Source organism: Flavobacterium qiangtangense, from assembly GCF_042658345.1.
Taxonomy (GTDB): domain Bacteria; phylum Bacteroidota; class Bacteroidia; order Flavobacteriales; family Flavobacteriaceae; genus Flavobacterium; species Flavobacterium qiangtangense.
In genome coordinates this window covers 156,068-173,159 of the sequence record NZ_JBHSQB010000009.1, presented here as the reverse complement: position 1 = coordinate 173,159, position 17,092 = coordinate 156,068, and the positions used below count along the sequence as shown (strand labels likewise).

Annotated in this window: 18 protein-coding genes; 8 read left to right on the top strand and 10 right to left on the bottom strand. The window is 36.4% G+C overall.

Features of this window, described 5'->3' with window-relative positions; translation table 11 throughout:
* Positions 1-4 precede the first annotated feature (4 nt).
* From ACFPVY_RS12600 to hemA, 7 genes are all read right to left on the bottom strand, one after another.
* The gene (locus ACFPVY_RS12600; RefSeq protein ID WP_379792445.1) at positions 5-946 is read right to left on the bottom strand and encodes a DUF4421 family protein; all 942 of its coding nucleotides are present in this window, start codon (positions 944-946) and stop codon (positions 5-7) included.
* Complete coding sequence (gene hemF, locus ACFPVY_RS12595) at positions 937-1,839, bottom strand: oxygen-dependent coproporphyrinogen oxidase (protein WP_379792444.1); 903 nt, start codon at positions 1,837-1,839, stop codon at positions 937-939. Before hemF ends, ACFPVY_RS12600 begins: the two co-directional genes overlap by 10 nt.
* Before the next feature lie 4 nt (positions 1,840-1,843).
* Positions 1,844-2,218: a hypothetical protein gene (locus ACFPVY_RS12590; RefSeq protein WP_379792443.1), complete on the bottom strand. Its 375-nt coding sequence runs from the start codon at positions 2,216-2,218 to the stop codon at positions 1,844-1,846.
* Between the two features lie 78 nt (positions 2,219-2,296).
* A complete protein-coding gene (gene hemE, locus ACFPVY_RS12585; protein WP_379792442.1) occupies positions 2,297-3,322 on the bottom strand; it encodes a uroporphyrinogen decarboxylase in 1,026 nt (341 codons plus the stop codon).
* Positions 3,323-3,398: 76 nt separating this feature from the next.
* Positions 3,399-4,073 (bottom strand): uroporphyrinogen-III synthase, encoded by a 675-nt coding sequence (locus tag ACFPVY_RS12580; RefSeq protein ID WP_379792441.1) that lies wholly within the window; start codon positions 4,071-4,073, stop codon positions 3,399-3,401.
* A gap of 18 nt (positions 4,074-4,091) precedes the next feature.
* A complete protein-coding gene (gene hemC / locus ACFPVY_RS12575) occupies positions 4,092-5,012 on the bottom strand; it encodes a hydroxymethylbilane synthase (RefSeq protein ID WP_379792440.1) in 921 nt (306 codons plus the stop codon).
* A 129-nt stretch (positions 5,013-5,141) separates the two neighbouring features.
* Complete coding sequence (gene hemA, locus ACFPVY_RS12570; RefSeq protein ID WP_379792439.1) at positions 5,142-6,404, bottom strand: glutamyl-tRNA reductase; 1,263 nt, start codon at positions 6,402-6,404, stop codon at positions 5,142-5,144.
* Positions 6,405-6,675: 271 nt separating this feature from the next.
* On the opposite strand from hemA, the gene ACFPVY_RS12565 reads away from it, so the two are divergent.
* The 6 genes from ACFPVY_RS12565 to ACFPVY_RS12540 all read left to right on the top strand — a co-directional run bounded on the left by ACFPVY_RS12565 (position 6,676) and on the right by ACFPVY_RS12540 (position 12,909).
* The gene (locus ACFPVY_RS12565) at positions 6,676-7,548 is read left to right on the top strand and encodes an AraC family transcriptional regulator (protein WP_379792438.1); all 873 of its coding nucleotides are present in this window, start codon (positions 6,676-6,678) and stop codon (positions 7,546-7,548) included.
* A 64-nt stretch (positions 7,549-7,612) separates the two neighbouring features.
* On the top strand, positions 7,613-8,644 hold the full coding sequence (gene hemH, locus ACFPVY_RS12560; RefSeq protein WP_379792437.1) for a ferrochelatase: 1,032 nt from the start codon (positions 7,613-7,615) through the stop codon (positions 8,642-8,644).
* 1 nt (position 8,645) lies between these two features.
* Entirely contained in the window at positions 8,646-10,004 is a 1,359-nt protein-coding gene (locus ACFPVY_RS12555) for an MATE family efflux transporter (RefSeq protein ID WP_379792436.1), read from the top strand.
* Positions 9,988-10,545 (top strand): CopD family protein, encoded by a 558-nt coding sequence (locus tag ACFPVY_RS12550; protein ID WP_379792435.1) that lies wholly within the window; start codon positions 9,988-9,990, stop codon positions 10,543-10,545. Before ACFPVY_RS12555 ends, ACFPVY_RS12550 begins: the two co-directional genes overlap by 17 nt.
* Positions 10,546-10,601: 56 nt before the next feature.
* The gene (locus ACFPVY_RS12545) at positions 10,602-12,017 is read left to right on the top strand and encodes a sensor histidine kinase (protein ID WP_379792706.1); all 1,416 of its coding nucleotides are present in this window, start codon (positions 10,602-10,604) and stop codon (positions 12,015-12,017) included.
* 109 nt (positions 12,018-12,126) lie between these two features.
* Positions 12,127-12,909 carry an enoyl-CoA hydratase/isomerase family protein gene (locus ACFPVY_RS12540; protein ID WP_379792434.1) on the top strand — a complete coding sequence of 261 codons (783 nt, stop codon included), beginning with the start codon at positions 12,127-12,129 and terminating at the stop codon, positions 12,907-12,909.
* A 42-nt stretch (positions 12,910-12,951) separates the two neighbouring features.
* Here ACFPVY_RS12540 and ACFPVY_RS12535 read toward each other — a convergent pair whose 3' ends face one another.
* From ACFPVY_RS12535 to ACFPVY_RS12525, 3 genes are read right to left on the bottom strand one after another with little or no spacing between them, the layout of a single operon-like run.
* Positions 12,952-13,605 (bottom strand): HD domain-containing protein, encoded by a 654-nt coding sequence (locus ACFPVY_RS12535; protein WP_379792705.1) that lies wholly within the window; start codon positions 13,603-13,605, stop codon positions 12,952-12,954.
* Positions 13,606-13,654: 49 nt separating this feature from the next.
* Complete coding sequence (locus tag ACFPVY_RS12530; RefSeq protein ID WP_379792432.1) at positions 13,655-14,650, bottom strand: acyl-ACP desaturase; 996 nt, start codon at positions 14,648-14,650, stop codon at positions 13,655-13,657.
* Between the two features lie 5 nt (positions 14,651-14,655).
* Positions 14,656-15,390, bottom strand: a complete 735-nt coding sequence (locus ACFPVY_RS12525; RefSeq protein ID WP_379792431.1) for a lysophospholipid acyltransferase family protein — start codon at positions 15,388-15,390, stop codon at positions 14,656-14,658.
* 151 nt (positions 15,391-15,541) lie between these two features.
* On the opposite strand from ACFPVY_RS12525, the gene recA reads away from it, so the two are divergent.
* Together recA and ACFPVY_RS12515 are read left to right on the top strand one after the other, a co-directional pair.
* Positions 15,542-16,546 carry a recombinase RecA gene (gene recA / locus ACFPVY_RS12520; protein ID WP_379792430.1) on the top strand — a complete coding sequence of 335 codons (1,005 nt, stop codon included), beginning with the start codon at positions 15,542-15,544 and terminating at the stop codon, positions 16,544-16,546.
* 101 nt (positions 16,547-16,647) lie between these two features.
* Positions 16,648-17,073 carry a hypothetical protein gene (locus tag ACFPVY_RS12515; protein WP_379792429.1) on the top strand — a complete coding sequence of 142 codons (426 nt, stop codon included), beginning with the start codon at positions 16,648-16,650 and terminating at the stop codon, positions 17,071-17,073.
* The last annotated feature ends 19 nt before the right edge of the window (positions 17,074-17,092 follow it).

The following is a 17,092-nucleotide window of genomic DNA, read 5'->3' as shown; positions in this document are numbered from 1 at the left end:
TTTTTTATTTTTTGAAAGGTAATTTTTCGTTTATTTTTTCAGAAATTTCTGTTAGTTTTTTTGGCGGCTTGAAGCGATATCCTACGTAAATTTCACCTCTCGCAACGGCATCGCCCCATTGCACATCTGAACCGGTATTGCTCGTAAAAGATTTTACATTCGAATTAATTCCGGCAAAAAAAGTGTCAGAAGCATAGCCCAAAGCAACGTTGAATTCAATTTGGTACAAAGCCGAAATATCAGAATCTACATATTCCATCCCAATTCCAGGTGCGGTTCCTAAAGAAATATAAAAGTTTTTTCGGATAACGAAATTGTAATAATAAGCCGGCGAAATTGCTGCAGTGTAAATATGAGCCGTTTCGTCAAAATCTTCAATCTTAAATCGAAACTTCGTGTAATACAAGGACAATGTTGGAATCAAACTTCCCGCACTTTTTTGCTGCCATTCGCTTTGCGCGGCCATCGCTCGAAACGAAAAATTTTTGTTCAAAACGTATGAAGTTTGGCCGCCAATTTTAAACGTTTTCATATCCGGAAGCACCACCGAAACATCTCCTGTTTTTAGATAAAAACCGCTTTGGCTGTACAAATCAAAACTTTGGGTCCATTGATTATGGAAAGCTCTAAAATTCAAATTGAACAATTTTGAATCGCTATTATCTTTGTTCGTAGCCAAAAAATCTGGAGCAAAACCAAAGCTGACAGCAATTGCCCGATAACCTAAAGAAAGATCAATTCGCTCACGGTCATTTGGCACGATATCATACCTCCTATTATTTACTACATCGTTCAGAACAAAACTGTTTGAAGTAGAATTTATCGAAAGTTTTGTTGAAATATTGTCATCGAATTTTTTAAAATAGCGAACACGAAGAGAATCTTCTTGAGCAAAACAGCCCAGAATTCCGCTAAAAAAAAATCCGATGCAATGTTTTAGAGCCAATTTATTGGGTTTTCTAATACTTGAATTAACTTTTCTTCTTCGCTTCCCGCTTCCGGATGATGGTCGTAAACCCACTGAACATGGGGTGGCAAACTCATCAAAATGCTTTCAATTCGTCCGTTGGTTTTTAATCCGAAGAGCGTTCCTTTGTCATGAACCAAATTAAATTCCACATATCGCCCACGACGAATTTCCTGCCAATTTTTATTTTCTGGAGAATACTCTAAATCTTTTCTTGTTTCAACAATTGGAACATAAGCTTCTAAGAAACTGTTCCCAACTTCGGTCACAAAATCATACCAGTTTTCTAATGAAAAATCTTCGGATGCCTTGCAATGGTCAAAAAATAAACCGCCAATTCCGCGCGCTTCGTTTCTATGCGTATTCCAAAAATACTCATCGCATTGCTTTTTAAACTTTGGATAAAATTCAGAATTATGTTTTTCACAAGCCGTTTTACAATTCTGATGAAAATGTTCTGCATCTTCTTCAAACAAATAATAAGGCGTCAAATCTTGGCCTCCGCCAAACCATTGATTTACCACATTTCCTTCTTTATCATACATTTCAAAATAGCGCCAATTGGCGTGAACCGTTGGGACCATCGGATTCTTTGGGTGCAATACCAAGCTCAATCCGCAGGCGAAAAAATCGACATCGCCTACATTAAAATACGCCTGCATCGCTTTTGGCAAAGGTCCGTGAACGCCTGAAATATTGACGCCACCTTTTTCAAAAACTTGCCCGTTTTCAATTACGCGCGTTCTGCCGCCGCCGCCTTCTGGACGTTCCCAAATATCTTCTTTGAATTTGGCTTGACCATCGACTTTTTCAAGTCCAGCAACGATTTGATCTTGGAGGTTTTGTATGTATTGGTAAAATTTATTTTTCATTTATCTATGCTTTTGCGCCAGAAATTTTATTAAAAATATCAAACGAAAATGTCTTGCTTTCTCTTTGCACATATTCATAAACTGCAATCGCTTTTAATCTTAATTGTGCCTTTTCTTCTTCGTAATTATTTGAAATCTGAATCAAAAAATCAGCAAATAATTCGGCATTTGCCCAATCAAAATGCAACTTTTCTAAATGCTGAATCATTTCTTCCGAAGAAAATTTTAAAACGTCATCCATCGTCAACGCCAAGTACTTCAACTGATTATCTAAATCATTTAAATTCCAATCTTCAGGAATATATGTCAATGAAATCAACTGTTTCAAGACATTATTGATTCTTTCGTTTTCTTCGTCGCGTAATCCTTTTGTAAGCATTTTTTATTTTTTTACACCTACAAGGTTTTGAAAACCTTGCAGGATTTTAGAAACTGATTACTGAAATCTGCAAACTGTTTACTGACGGTATTCCTTAACCGCATCAACAAACGCTTTGGCATGATCCACAGGAATATTTGGTAAAATTCCGTGGCCCAAATTCGCAATAAATTTGTCTTTTCCAAATTCATTAATCATTTCGTCGACCATCTTTTTAATCGTTGGAATTGGCGAAAGTAATCTTGACGGATCAAAATTTCCTTGCAAAGTAATATCGCCTCCTGACAAATATCTCGCGTTTCTTGGCGAGCAAGTCCAATCCACTCCCAAAGCCGAAGCCTTGCTTTTTCCCATTTCTCCCAAAGCAAACCAACAGCCTTTTCCAAAAACGATTACTTTTGTTTCTTCGGCCAAAGCTTCCACGATTTGGTTGATGTATTTCCAAGAGAATTCTTGATAATCGACTGGCGAAAGCATTCCTCCCCAAGAATCAAAAATCTGTACTGCATTTACGCCTGCTTTTACTTTTTCTTTCAAATAAGCAATCGTCGTGTCGGTGATTTTTTGCAATAAAACGTGCGCGGCTTCTGGATGTGTGAAGCAAAATCCTTTAGCCATATCAAAGCTTTTTGAGCCTTTTCCTTCCACTGCATAACAGAAAATCGTCCATGGAGAGCCCGCGAAACCGATCAACGGAACCTCATCGTTCAGCATTTCTTTGGTCAATTTAATCGCGTCCATCACATAACCCAAAGTTTCGTGAATATTTGGAACTATCACTCTTTCAACATCTTGAACCGTTCTGATTGGATTTGGCAAAAACGGACCAACGCTTTCTTTCATCAAAACTTCGATTCCCATTGCTTGCGGAACGACCAAAATATCCGAGAATAAAATTGCCGCATCTGGAGCGATTCTCCTGATTGGTTGCACCGTAATTTCGGCAGCCAATTCTGGCGTTTGACAACGTGTGAAAAAGTCATATTTGTCGCGCAAAGCGATGAATTCTGGAAGATATCTTCCGGCTTGACGCATCATCCAAACTGGCGGACGTTCAACGGTTTCTTTGTTTAATGCTCTTAAGAAAAGGTCGTTTTTTATCATTGTTTTGGGCTTTAGGCTTTAAGCTGTAAGCTCTAGGCCAAATTGTTTGTCTTAAATTTTGCTTATGGCTTTCTGCCTAAAGCATATTGCTATAATAATTTATCGCTTGGATAATCACATTTTCAACGGTTTGCTGATTCGCAATTACTACATTCTTTGTAATTTCTTTCAATGCTTCTGCGGTCGTTGTGCCGATGCAAAAACATTTTTTATCTCCAATTTTATTCTCTTTTAAATAACTTTCAACACCAGACGGACTGAAAAAAAAAACCGCATTTACTTCAGAATTTATCTTTTTCGGAGCCAAAATCGTTTCATAAACTTCAATTTCTTCAAAGAAAATATTGGCTTTTTTAAAAGCTTCTGGCAACGTTTCTCTTCTTAAATTTCCGCTGAAAAATGTGAAACTTTCTTTGGAAAAATCATTGACAATTATTTCAGCCAATTCAGAAGCATATTCTTTTGAAGCCACAACTTTAAATCCGTTTTTTTCTAATAAGGCTTTTGTTTTTAAGCCTACGCAGAAAATTTTATTGTCTTTAAAATCATTTGCTTTTTCATTTTCAAGGAAACTTTTTACGGCGTTTTGGCTTGTAAATAATAAGTTCGATGAATTTTTATTTATTCGGAATTCCTTGTGTTTTATTTCAATAAAATCAGCTTCGATGACCGAAAAATTGGCATTTAGCAAAAACTGCTTTTGGTTTGGCAATAGTTTTTTGGTAGATAAAATTCGGATAGATTCCTGCATTCTGCCTAGTTTTTGAGATTATTTTTTCAAATCTCTTTTTATGATTTCCATCAATTCTCGTCCTCCGTTTTCAAGGATTTCAAGTGCTGATTCTTGCCCGAAATTATTATAATGCGTAATTTCTACAACTTTTTCAATCTCGATTTTTTCTTTTCCGTCTAATGAAAATAAAACGCCTTGAAATCTGATATTTTCATCAATTACTTCTGCGAAAGCTCCGATTGGCGCGGTACATCCGCCTTCGAGAGTTTTTAAAAACTGGCGTTCGATTGTCGTGCAGATTTCACTTTCAAAATGATTTAATTTCGAAGTCGCTTCTTTGCAAAAATCATCTTTTTCCATTGCCACAATCACCATCGCACCTTGTGCTGGCGCGGGAATCATCCAATCTAAAACGATGTGGTTTTCGGGTAAAATTTCGATTCTTTCCAAACCTGCCTTTGCAAAAACAGCTCCGTTCCAATCGTTGTCTTTCAATTTTTGCAATCTCGTATTCACGTTTCCACGCAAATCTTCGACTTTATGATTCGGGAAACGGTTCAACCATTGGGCTTGACGACGCAAACTTCCGGTGGCAATCGTTCCTTTTGAATGTAAAAAATCAAGGTTCCCTTTGTGAACTAAAATATCTTGGTGATTGGCTCTTTTCAAAACTGCAGTTTGCACAATTCCCTTTGGTAACGAAGTCGGAACGTCTTTCAACGAGTGAACGGCAATATCCACTTCGCCTTTAATCATTGCGATATCAAGGGTTTTGGTGAAAATTCCGGTAATTCCAAATTCATATAAAGGAATGTCCAAAATCACATCGCCAGTGGATTTCACGGCAACGATTTCTGTTTTATAACCTAAATCATTTAGTTTTTTTTCAACCGTATGTGCTTGCCACAGCGCTAATTGGCTGTCGCGGGTGCCTATTTTTATAACTTTGTTTACCACAATTTTATTTATTTCTTAAAGGTAGTAATTTGAAAATTTGGTTTTCTTATGGACCATTAAGATATTAAGTAAATTAAGTTTTTTTGCAAGTTCAGAAAATAAAAAATCTGTGAATCTGCGGTCAAACTTTTATTTCGCTACTTTACTTGCTTCGATTTGAAACACTTTTTCAATCCATTCGATGCTTTCATCCACCATTGTATCGCTGTCTTTCAAGTGATTGGCAAAATGATTTGTGATTTTCTGAATGATTCTTTTGCTGATTAATTCGGCTTGTTCTTCGTCAAAATTACTCAATTTTTTACGTTGGAAATTTAATTCTCCGTCTTTAATCGAGTTTAATTTTGCTTTCAAAGCGTGAATTGTCGGGGCAAATTTTCTTCCGTTTAACCACGTAGAAAATTCTTCCATTATTTCTTCGATGATAATCTCCGCTTGCGGAATGTGTTTCTTTCTATTTTCCAGCGTCACATCCGTAATTTTCGACAAATCATCTAAGTGGACAACTGTCACGCCAGGAATATTTTTCACATTATCGTGTACATTTTTTGGCATTGACAAATCTAAAATCAAAAGCGGTTTATTCAATTGCAGGATATCTTCGTCGATTGTTGGAATTTGCGCTCCTGTTGCCACAACCAAAACGTCTGCTTTTGGAATTTCCAAAGGCAAAACGTCGTAATCTTTTACAATCAAATTAAATTTTCCTGCAACTTTTTCCGCTTTATCTTTTGTTCTATTAATTAAAATAATGTGGTCGTTTTTAGTATGTTTTACCAAATTTTCACATGTATTTCTCCCGATTTTTCCAGTTCCGAAAAGCAAAATATTCTTATTGCTGATATCCGGAACGTTATTCATTATATATTGAACCGACGCAAACGAAACCGAAGTCGCGCCTGAACTGATTTCTGTCTCATTTTTGATTCTCTTGCTCGCTTGAATCACAGAATTCACCAAACGTTCCATAAAAGCATTGGCTAAATCGTATTTTTTTGCTTCGTTAAAGCTTGATTTTATTTGGCCAATAATTTCAAAATCGCCCAAAATCTGGCTGTCTAAACCGCAACCAACTCTAAAAATATGCTTGATTGCTTCCTGGTTTTTATGCACGAAACCAACCTTTTGGAATTCTTCAACGCTTCCCAAACTGTTGTCGCAAAGTAATTTTATTAATTGAAATGGATGTTCCGCAAAACCATAAATTTCGGTTCTGTTGCACGTGGAAATCACAATCAGACTGCCAATTCCCTCCGATTTTGCCTGTTGCAAAACGATAGATTTGGCTTCATTTCCTAAACTGAATTTCCCTCGAGTCTCCGCATCAGCCTTTTTGTAACTCAATCCTACGGCATAGAAGGTTTGATGCTTTGACAAGTTATTGTTGTTCATAGTCCTACTTTAAGTATCTTTTGTTCAGAAATAAAATTCGTACAAAACGGAATTTCATTCGAACCCTACAAAATTATGGTTATCGTTTTTATAAAAGTAACGCTCAAAGTACTATTTATGTCGCTATGAGATATTTTGATAATTTTGGCTATTATAAATTAGAAAAGTCCTATTTTTGCAGTCATATCAGCATCTAGCACGTTTTTAGTTTAGAACCATTCTAAATAAAAAGATTTCAAATTTTGAAAATTTCAAGAAAAAAAATACCGCTATGAGTTCACGCGAAGAAATCAAAATTGAGGATGATTTTATCATTCTTCGATTTCAAAATGACAGTGATGAAACTTCGCATTTTGAGCGTGAAGTAAATGTAGACCTCATTCAGTTTCACTTTGGAATTAAAGGCCGAGCCAAGTTTATTTTCAACCAAGGAAGATACGCGCTGGACTTGAAAGAAGACCTTTCTTTGTTCTTGTATAATCCGCAAAAAGAGCTTCCGGTTCATCTGGAAATTGCGCCTCATTCTTGGGCGATTTCGGTATTAATTTCTATCAAAAAATTCCACGGATTATTTTCTTCCGAAGCCGACTATATTCCGTTTTTGAGCGAAGAAAACAAAGACAAAAAATATTATAAAGACGAACCGATTAGTCCGTCAATGTCAATTGTTTTGAACCAATTATTCAATTTTAATCTTCATCCTTCGATAAAAAATCTTTATTTTAAAGGAAAAGCTTATGAATTATTGAGCTTGTATTTCAACCGAAGCGAAGACGCAAATGTGGAACAATGTCCGTTTTTGGTTGATGAAGATAATGTCTTAAAAATTAAAAAAGCTAAGGAAATTGTCATCGCCAATATGGCCGAACCGCCAGGATTGCAAGAATTGGCCGATCAAGTCGGAATCAATCTGAAAAGATTAAAAATGGGTTTCAAGCAGATTTATGGCGACAGCGTTTACAGCTTTTTGTTTGATTACAAAATGGAATTCGCCCGAAAATTATTAGACAGCGGTTCTTATAATGTAAACGAAGTTGGCTTGAAAATCGGATACAGCACGGCGAGTCATTTTATTGCGGCGTTCAAGAAGAAATTTGGAACAACTCCGAAGAAATATTTGATGTCGATAACAGTGAATGCTTAATATAATTTAATCCTGGGGTTTGAAACCCTAGCAGGGTTATTATAAAATATAAAAACAAAACATAATGAAAGGCGTATTATTAGTAAATCTTGGTTCTCCAAAAAGTCCTGAACCTAAAGACGTTAAACCTTATCTGGACGAATTTTTAATGGATAAATATGTGATTGACGTTCCTTATTTATTGAGAGCATTATTGGTTCGCGGAATTATCTTGAGAAAACGTCCCGAAGAATCGGCACACGCTTATAAAAAAATTTGGTGGGAAGAAGGTTCGCCTTTAATCGTTCTTTCTGAAAGAATGCACAAAAAAGTGAAAGCGAAAACCGAAATTCCGGTTGCTTTGGCGATGCGTTATGGCGAAATGACGATTGAAAAAGGGTTTCAAGAACTGCACGATCAAGGCGTGACTGAGGTTTTACTTTTTCCTTTGTATCCGCAATATGCGATGGCTTCGACACTGACGATTTTGGTTTTGGCCGAAGAAATCAGAAAGAAGAAGTTTCCACATATGAAATTTACTGATGTTCCTGCGTTTTACAACAAGCCAGATTACATTAAAAATCTATCTGATTTAATGCAAAAACATTTGGAAGGTTATGATTATGACCAATTGGTTTTTTCGTATCACGGAATTCCAGAGCGCCATATCAGAAAAACAGATGTGACCAAATCGCACTGCAAAATCGACGGTTCTTGCTGTTCGACACCTTCTGCGGCACACGCTTTTTGCTACCGCCATCAATGTTATGAAACGACGCGTTTGGTTGTCGAGCAATTGCAAATTCCGAAGGATAAATATTGCCTTACTTTTCAATCGAGATTGGCGGGCGACAAGTGGCTCGATCCTTATACAGATATTGAAATCGACAAAATGCCGTCAAGAGGAATCAAGAAAATTGCTGTGGTAACGCCAGCTTTTGTTACCGATTGTTTAGAAACTTTGGAAGAAATTGCAATGCGTGCCAAAGAAGATTTTGAATCAAACGGAGGCGAAGAATTTTTGACAATTCCGTGTTTAAATGATGATGATGCTTGGATTCAAACCGTTACAAATTGGATTGAAGAATGGGCTTTCGCCGAAACTTTAGCAGTATAAAATGGCAGTTTCATCGGAAGAATTAGGAACAAAAGACATCAAAAAATTACTGATTAAACAAGCTATTCCATCGTCAGTTGGGATTTTGTTTATGTCGGTAAATATTTTGGTAGACACGATTTTCGTTGGGCAATGGGTTGGCTCGCTGGCCATTGCGGCGGTTTCGGTGGTCTTGCCGATTACGTTTTTAATTTCTTCTTTGGGAATGGCAATTGGTGTAGGTGGCGGTTCTGTTTTGTCGCGAGCTTTAGGTTCGGGCGATAAAGAAAAAGCCGATCAGGTTTTTGCCAACCAAATCATGATGACTTTTGGATTAGCTTCCATTTTTGTAATTCTCGGATTATTTTTCAGTAACGAAATGCTTCTTGTTTTTGGAGCGAACGGAAATATTTTGGCTCCAGCCAAAGAATTTTTCTTCCCGGTTTTACTCGGAGTTCCGTTTTTGGCACTTTGCATGATGGGAAATAACGTAATTCGGGCCGAAGGAAAACCTTCTTTTGCAATGATTTCGATGATTATTCCGGCGATTGTCAATGTAATTTTAGACGTCGTTTTTATCAAATTTATGGATTTGGGAATCTTTGGCGCAGCTTTGGCAACTTCGATTTCTTATACTTGCTGTTTCCTTTTTGTGCTTTGGTTTTTCATTTATAGAACCGAATTAAAATTGCAATGGCACCATTTTAAATTCCACAAAAAAATTGTCAGAGAAATTACATCGTTGAGTTTTGTAACGTTCTCTAGACAAGGCGTTGTGAGTATCTTGGCAATCATTTTGAACCACACTTTATATACGTATGGTGGCGAACATTCTGTCACAGTTTATGGAATTATCAGCCGAATGTTGATGTTTGCGCTGTTTCCGGTTCTTGGAATTACACAAGCATTTTTACCGATTGCTGGATTTAATTACGGAGCAAAAAATTATCATCGCGTAAAAGAAACGATTTCGGTTTCTATCAAATATTCGGCACTTTTAGCCACTTTGATTTTTGTCGTAATTTTATTCTTTGCCAAACCGATTGTTGCCGTTTTTACAACCGATGAATTAGTCATAAACGAAACACCAAATGCGTTGCGTTGGGTTTTTGCCGCTTCGCCGATTATCGCAATTCAGTTAATTGGCGCTGCTTATTTTCAAGCCGCCGGAAAAGCAAAAAAAGCATTGTTATTGACGTTGACCAAACAAGGATTTTTCTTGATTCCGCTGGTTTTAATTTTGCCAAAATTCTTCGGAATCTTCGGAGTTTGGGTTGCTTTTCCGATTGCTGATGTTTTATCTACTATAATTACCGCGATTTATTTGAAGAAAGAAATGAACGAAAACCTAATTGAAAATACGGATGGAAAATTATTATGAATATTTAAAATCGCTCCATTTGATTTTCGTAATCACTTGGTTTGCAGGATTATTTTACATCGTAAGATTGTTTGTCTATCAAATTGAAGCTTCTCAAAAACCTTCTCCTGAAAAAGAAATTTTGCAAGCGCAATATAAAATAATGACGTACCGACTTTGGTATATCATCACTTGGCCGTCAGCGATTTTGGCGAGTATTTTTGCTTTTTGGATGTTATTTTTCACTCCACAAGGCAATTTTTGGTTACAGCAATCTTGGATGCACGTTAAGCTTGGCTTTGTTTTTGCTTTGTATTTGTACCATTTAAAATGCCATCAGATTTTTAAGCAATTGCAAAACGACGAAGTCAAACATACTTCAAATTTTATGCGTCTTTGGAACGAAGGTGCTACAATTATTCTTTTTGCTGTAGTTTTTTTGGTAATTTTGAAGAACGCCGTCAACTGGATTTTTGGAGTCATCGGAATCATTCTTTTCTCTGTAATCATCATGTTGGGCTTTAAATTTTATAAAAGAATTCGGGAAAGAAACCAGAATTAATGCTGCAACCAATCAAAATAAAACGACTTTCACTTCGCGTCAGAATCTTCCTTTCGATGATTTTCTTGACCTTGATATCCTCAATTTTGATGGCGTCACTGTCGATTTATCAATTTAAAACTGCGGCAAAAGAATACCACGAAGAACGTTTGGAACGTAGGGAAACTGCCGTAAAAGAGCACATTAATTACATTTTAAGCACCACAACTTATCCGCTGACTTCTGAAAATTTGCCTTTAATTTTTAAGGACGAAATTTATAAATTGGCCGATATTCATAGTTTGGCCATCAACATTTATAGCTTAGACGGAAAACTTCTGAAATCATCAAAAGCGTCGTTTACCGTTGACACAATTTTGCCTCCGATTCCGGATTATATCTTGAAATTAGTCCAATCTTCAATGGACAAAAGATATGTGGATGTGCAAAGTATCGACGGAAATAAGTTTCGTTCTTCCTATGCACAAATCAAGGACACCAAGTTCAAACCATTGGGAATTTTGAATCTTCCCTACATTCCAGATGATGGATTTTATGAAAAGGAATTGCGAAATTTCTTGATTAGTTTGGGACAAGTTTATTCGATAATGTTGATTGTGGCCTTTGTCTTGGCTTACTTTTTATCAAGTTATATCACCAAATTTCTGAAGTCAATCACCGATAAAATCACCGAAACCCGATTCAATCAAAAGAACGAGAAAATTGAGCTCGAAGACAGCAGTAAAGAAATTGCATTGCTGGTTCACGCCTATAATTCGATGGTGGAAGAATTGGAAGAAAGTGCGTCAAAATTAGCGCAAAGCGAACGAGAACAAGCGTGGCGCGAGATGGCGAAACAAGTGGCGCACGAAATCAAAAATCCGTTGACGCCAATGCGTTTGACGGTTCAGAGTTTTCAGCGAAAATTTGACCCAAATGATCCAGACGTGAAGCAAAAAATGACGGATTATTCGAACACTTTGATTCAGCAAATTGACACGATGAGTTCTGTGGCTTCGGCTTTTTCGAACTTTGCTTCGATGCCAGCACAACAGAATGAAACGCTGAATGTGGTTGATGTTGTTCATCTTACTTTGGATATTTTCAACGAAGATTATATCGAATTTAAAAGCGAAGCCAAAGAAATTATCACGATTATGGACCGAACGCAATTGATTCGCGTGGTAACGAACTTGGTTAAAAATGCGATTCAAGCAATTCCTGAAAATCAAGAGGAAAAATCGGTAGTTGTTTCAGTAAAAGAGGAAGAAAATCAAGTGCAGATCAGCGTTCAGGATAACGGAACCGGAATTGAAGGCGACAACCTCAACCACATTTTTGAACCAAAATTTACGACTAAAAATTCGGGAATGGGATTAGGTTTGGGAATCATCAAAAATATTATTGAAAATTATAATGGAACGATTACTTTTGAAACGGCTCCCGGAAAAGGGACGGTTTTTTGCGTATTTCTTCCTATTATAAGGATGTAATCACTTCATTGCGAGGCACGAAGCAATCACATCACAATTGCGAATTTGATTATAAGATCACTTCCTTCGTCGCGATGACAGGATTTTAAAAAAATAAAAACATACAAATATGAACTACGAAAATATTTTGGCAACTTCTGAAAACGGAATTGCAACCGTTACAATCAACAGACCGACCAAACTAAATGCTCTGAACAAAGCAACAATTGCTGAACTTCATGACGCTTTTGAAGCTTTAGAAAATGATGAAAAAGTAAGAGTAATTATCTTGACAGGAAGCGAAAACAAAGCTTTTGTCGCTGGCGCGGATATTTCTGAATTTGCAAATTTCTCTGTTTCTGAAGGAGCTGAATTGGCAGCAAAAGGACAATCTTCATTATTTGATTTTGTAGAAAATTTAAAAACTCCGGTAATTGCGGCCGTGAATGGTTTTGCTTTAGGCGGCGGCTTAGAATTGGCGATGGCGTGTCATTTTAGAATTGCTTCGGATAATGCAAAAATGGGCTTGCCAGAAGTTTCGCTTGGCGTAATTCCAGGTTATGGTGGCACACAAAGATTACCGCAATTGGTTGGAAAAGGAAAAGCAATGGAATTAATCATGACCGCCGGAATGTTAACTGCTGAAGAAGCAAAAGCTTCTGGATTGGTAAATCACGTAGTGCCGCAAGCGGAATTATTAGAATTAGCAAACAGCATCGCTCAAAAAATTATGCGAAATTCACCTGTGGCCATTGGAAAAGCAATTGAAGCGATTAATGCAAATTTCAAAGATGGCGTTGACGGTTATGCCGTTGAAATCAAAAACTTTGGAGAAGCTTTTGGAACTGAAGATTTTAAAGAAGGAACTGGGGCATTTTTAGAAAAAAGAAAGCCGGTTTTCACTGGAAAATAATAGAAACGAAAAAGCCAGAAAATAATATTCTGGCTTTTTTTATTACCTTTTTCCTTCACATTCTGCAAAAAACTGCTCCAAAAAACCTTCCATATAATTATGTCTTTCTTCGGCGATTTTCTTTCCAGATTTGGTATTCATTTTGTCTTTTAGCAACAGTAGTTTTTCATAGAAATGATTGATTGTTGGCGAAACTGAATTTTTATATTCTTCTTTTGACATATTCATATTCACTTCAATTTCTGGATTGTACAACGGTCTGTTTTTAAATCCGCCATAATTGAAACACCTTGCGATTCCAATGGCTCCAATGGCATCTAAACGGTCGGCATCTTGCACAATATCTAATTCTATAGATGAAAATTTACGTTCAAAATTTCCTCCTTTGAAAGAAATATTTTCAATAATATTTATAACTTGAACGATAATTTCTTCGGAAACATCTTCACTTTCTAGAAATTCTCGGGCAACTCTTGGCCCGACCGTTTCATCGCCATTATGAAATTTACTGTCAGCAATATCGTGTAATAATGCACCGAGTGCGACGATGGTTTCATCGCAGTTTTCTTCTTTAGAAATATTCAAGGCGTTTTTATAAACTCTTTCGATGTGGAACCAATCGTGTCCTCCTTCGGCATTTTGAAGTTCTTTTTTTACGAAGGAAATGGTATTTTCTATTAAAGCTGTATTCATAATTAGGAAGAAAAAAATCCTTTCGGTAAAGAAAGGATTTAAGTTATTTTATTTATTTCAAAGTTGCAGGCTCGACCCATTTAAAAATATGCGATTCTGATGGAATGACAATTCTTTCTGAAATTCTAGCCATTCTCGCTGGCAATTTCATAAGATAATCTCTTGCTTTTTCAGCTTCATCTGTCAATCCGCTGATTTTTGAGATTTCCCATTTGTCAATTAATTTCTGCATAATATCAACATAATCGTGCGCTGTATAAACTCCAATTCTTTGTGCCGAATCAGAAAATAATTCAAACGCCGTGCTGATTTTTTCTCCAGATTCTCTCAAGAATTGTGCTGGCATTACGATTTTTTGCTTCATCATATATTGAAAAGCAAGCATCATCTCACTTGGATCTACTTGAAAAATTCTATTCACAAATTCTGAGTAAGCGTGGTGGTGGCGCATTTCGTCTCCAGCAATCAACTTACACATTTTTGACAATTTATTATCGCCGTGTTTTTTCGCAATTTGGGCTACACGATTGTGCGAAACATAAGTTGCCAATTCTTGAAAACTTGTGTAAACAAAGTTTTTATAAGGATCTCTTCCTGTTCCAATGTCAAAACCGTCGCTAATCAAATGCTGTGTCGTCATCTCGATTTCACGCATATTCACGCGCCCAGAAAGGTAAAGATATTTGTTCAAAACATCTCCGTGGCGATTTTCTTCGCCCGTCCAACTTCTGATCCATTTTGACCAACCGTTCCCAATATTATCTGTCTGGTTCACGCCTTCCACATCCATCAACCAAGATTCGTATGTTGGCAAAGCTTCTTCTGTAATGGTATCTCCAACCAAAGTTACCCAGAAATCATAAGGCAATTCTTTTGCGATTTCTCTTAATTCTTTTACGTCTTCAAAGAAAGTTTCATTTTGAGAATCAGGCAAAAGATCAGTTGGTTGCCAGATTTTTTCCACCGGGATTAAATACTGGTCAACAAACGTGTCAATGTTTTTCTCTAGAAACTGCATTACTTCTAGACGCATGTTTTTTATAGACATATTTTTTAATTTTTTATTCCTTCAACTACAGCTTTTTCGGTCTCTTTCATCAATTCGTCAAAAGGAACTTGCGCCACTGAAATCGGCTTATGAACGGTAAAGGTAAGATGATTTCCTAAACCTGCAGGGAAAAAGCCATATTTAACAATTTTCCAAGAATTGTTGATACTCACAGGCACAACCATCGCTGACGGAGCATTCTTACATAATATTTTTAAACCGGTTTGGGCAAATTCTTTTGGATAACCATTTTTGCTTCGCGTTCCTTCCGGAAAAATTACTGCCGAACGCTTGTGCTTTTCAATATATTCTGCCAAACCCTTGATTGTTGGCACCGCTTGTTTTGGATCTTTTCTATCAATTAAAACGGAACCTCCGTGTCTTAAATTGTATGAAACACTTGGAATCCCGCTTCCTAATTCTTTTTTGCTGACAAATTTTGGATGCGCTTTTCTGAAAAACCAAATGATTGCCACGATGTCATACATGCTTTGGTGATTGGCCACGAAAATCACAGGAACGTCTTTTGGAATCAATTCTCTTCCTTCTACTTTATAGGTAGTTCCAAGCAAATGAGTTGTTCTTAACAAAAAGAAATTCAGATAATCGACACTTTTTTTGTGCGCTTGATATCCAAAAAGGTTAAAACAAATCCATTGTATCGGATGAAAAAAGGCAAGAAAAAATCCAAAAACCAGATAATATACCACTGAAATGGGGTATGAAATAAGCTTTTCCATAATCATAAAATTCTGTGCAAAAGTAAGAATTATATTTTTGTTAATTTTAAAAGTAATTTACGATTTTTTTTGGCTAAAAATTGCTGTTGGAAGATGAAAAAAAAGAACTATTTTTACCAAAAATAAGTGCCAATTTATAATGAAAGAAAAAATGAGTTCAGAGAAAGATGCTAAATTAAAAGCGCTTCAATTAACGCTTGAAAAATTAGATAAAACATACGGAAAAGGTACCGTAATGAAGCTGGGAGACAGAGCTGTAGAAGAAGTTGAATCAATTTCTTCGGGTTCTTTAGGATTAGATTTAGCTCTTGGGGTGAATGGTTACCCAAAGGGAAGAATCATCGAAATCTATGGCCCAGAATCTTCAGGTAAAACTACTCTTACATTACACGCAATTGCCGAAGCTCAAAAAGCGGGAGGAATCGCTGCTTTTATCGATGCAGAACACGCTTTTGATAGAGGTTATGCTGAGAAATTAAACGTGGATGTAGAAAATTTGATCATTTCACAACCAGATAATGGAGAACAAGCATTGGAAATTGCAGAAAACTTGATTCGTTCAGGTGCAATTGATATTGTGGTTATTGACTCTGTTGCGGCTTTGACTCCAAAAAGTGAGATCGAAGGCGAAATGGGAGATTCAAAAATGGGTCTTCACGCACGTTTGATGTCGCAAGCTTTGAGAAAATTGACAGGAACAATCAGCAAAACAAATTGTACTGTTTTCTTCATCAACCAGCTTCGTGAAAAAATTGGGGTGATGTTTGGAAATCCAGAAACAACGACTGGTGGTAACGCCTTAAAGTTTTATGCTTCGGTTCGTTTGGATATCAGAAGATCAACTCAAATTAAAGATGGTGAAAACGTAATTGGTAACAGAACGAAAGTAAAAGTTGTCAAAAATAAAGTGGCGCCGCCTTTTAAAACAGCAGAATTTGACATCATGTATGGTGAAGGAGTTTCAAAAACGGGAGAAATTCTGGATTTGGCTGTAGAATTTGAAGTGGTTAAAAAATCAGGATCTTGGTTCAGTTATGGCGAGACAAAATTAGGCCAAGGCCGAGACGCTGTTAAGTCATTGATCAAAGACAATCCAGAAATGGCTGATGAATTAGAACAAAAAATCAAAGCTTTGATAAAAGAGCAAAACGCTTAATAAAAAGAACCCGAAATTATTTTCGGGTTTTTTTATATCTTGACGCAACCAATAAATTCTTTTTGCATCTACTCAATAAAGCTTAAAATATTAAAATACCAATGAAAAAATTTGTTACCCTTTTTATCTTATTCATCGCTTTTCTTTTTACATTTTCTTCATGTGATGTGAGCGACGATACAACGTCAAACTATCAGTTTCAGCTAGTTGCAATTGATTCGGTAGAAGTACCGCAATATTTCGTTTTAGGAGAAACAAAACAAATAAAAGTATATTATAAAAGACCATCGACTTGCCATTTTTATGACGGCTTTTATTATGAAAAAAATGCGAATATTAGAACCGTGGCCGTTCAAATGGCTGTTTTTGATGAGCCAAATTGCGAAATCTTAGAAGAAGAAGTAGCAACAGCAACTTTTAATTTTTACGTTTCAAATCCAGATTCTTATATTTTTAAATTTTACCAAGGCGAAGACGCGACAGGCCAAAATATTTTTGCAGAGTATGAAATTCCCGTTATTCAATAAAATTTAACTTATACCAGAT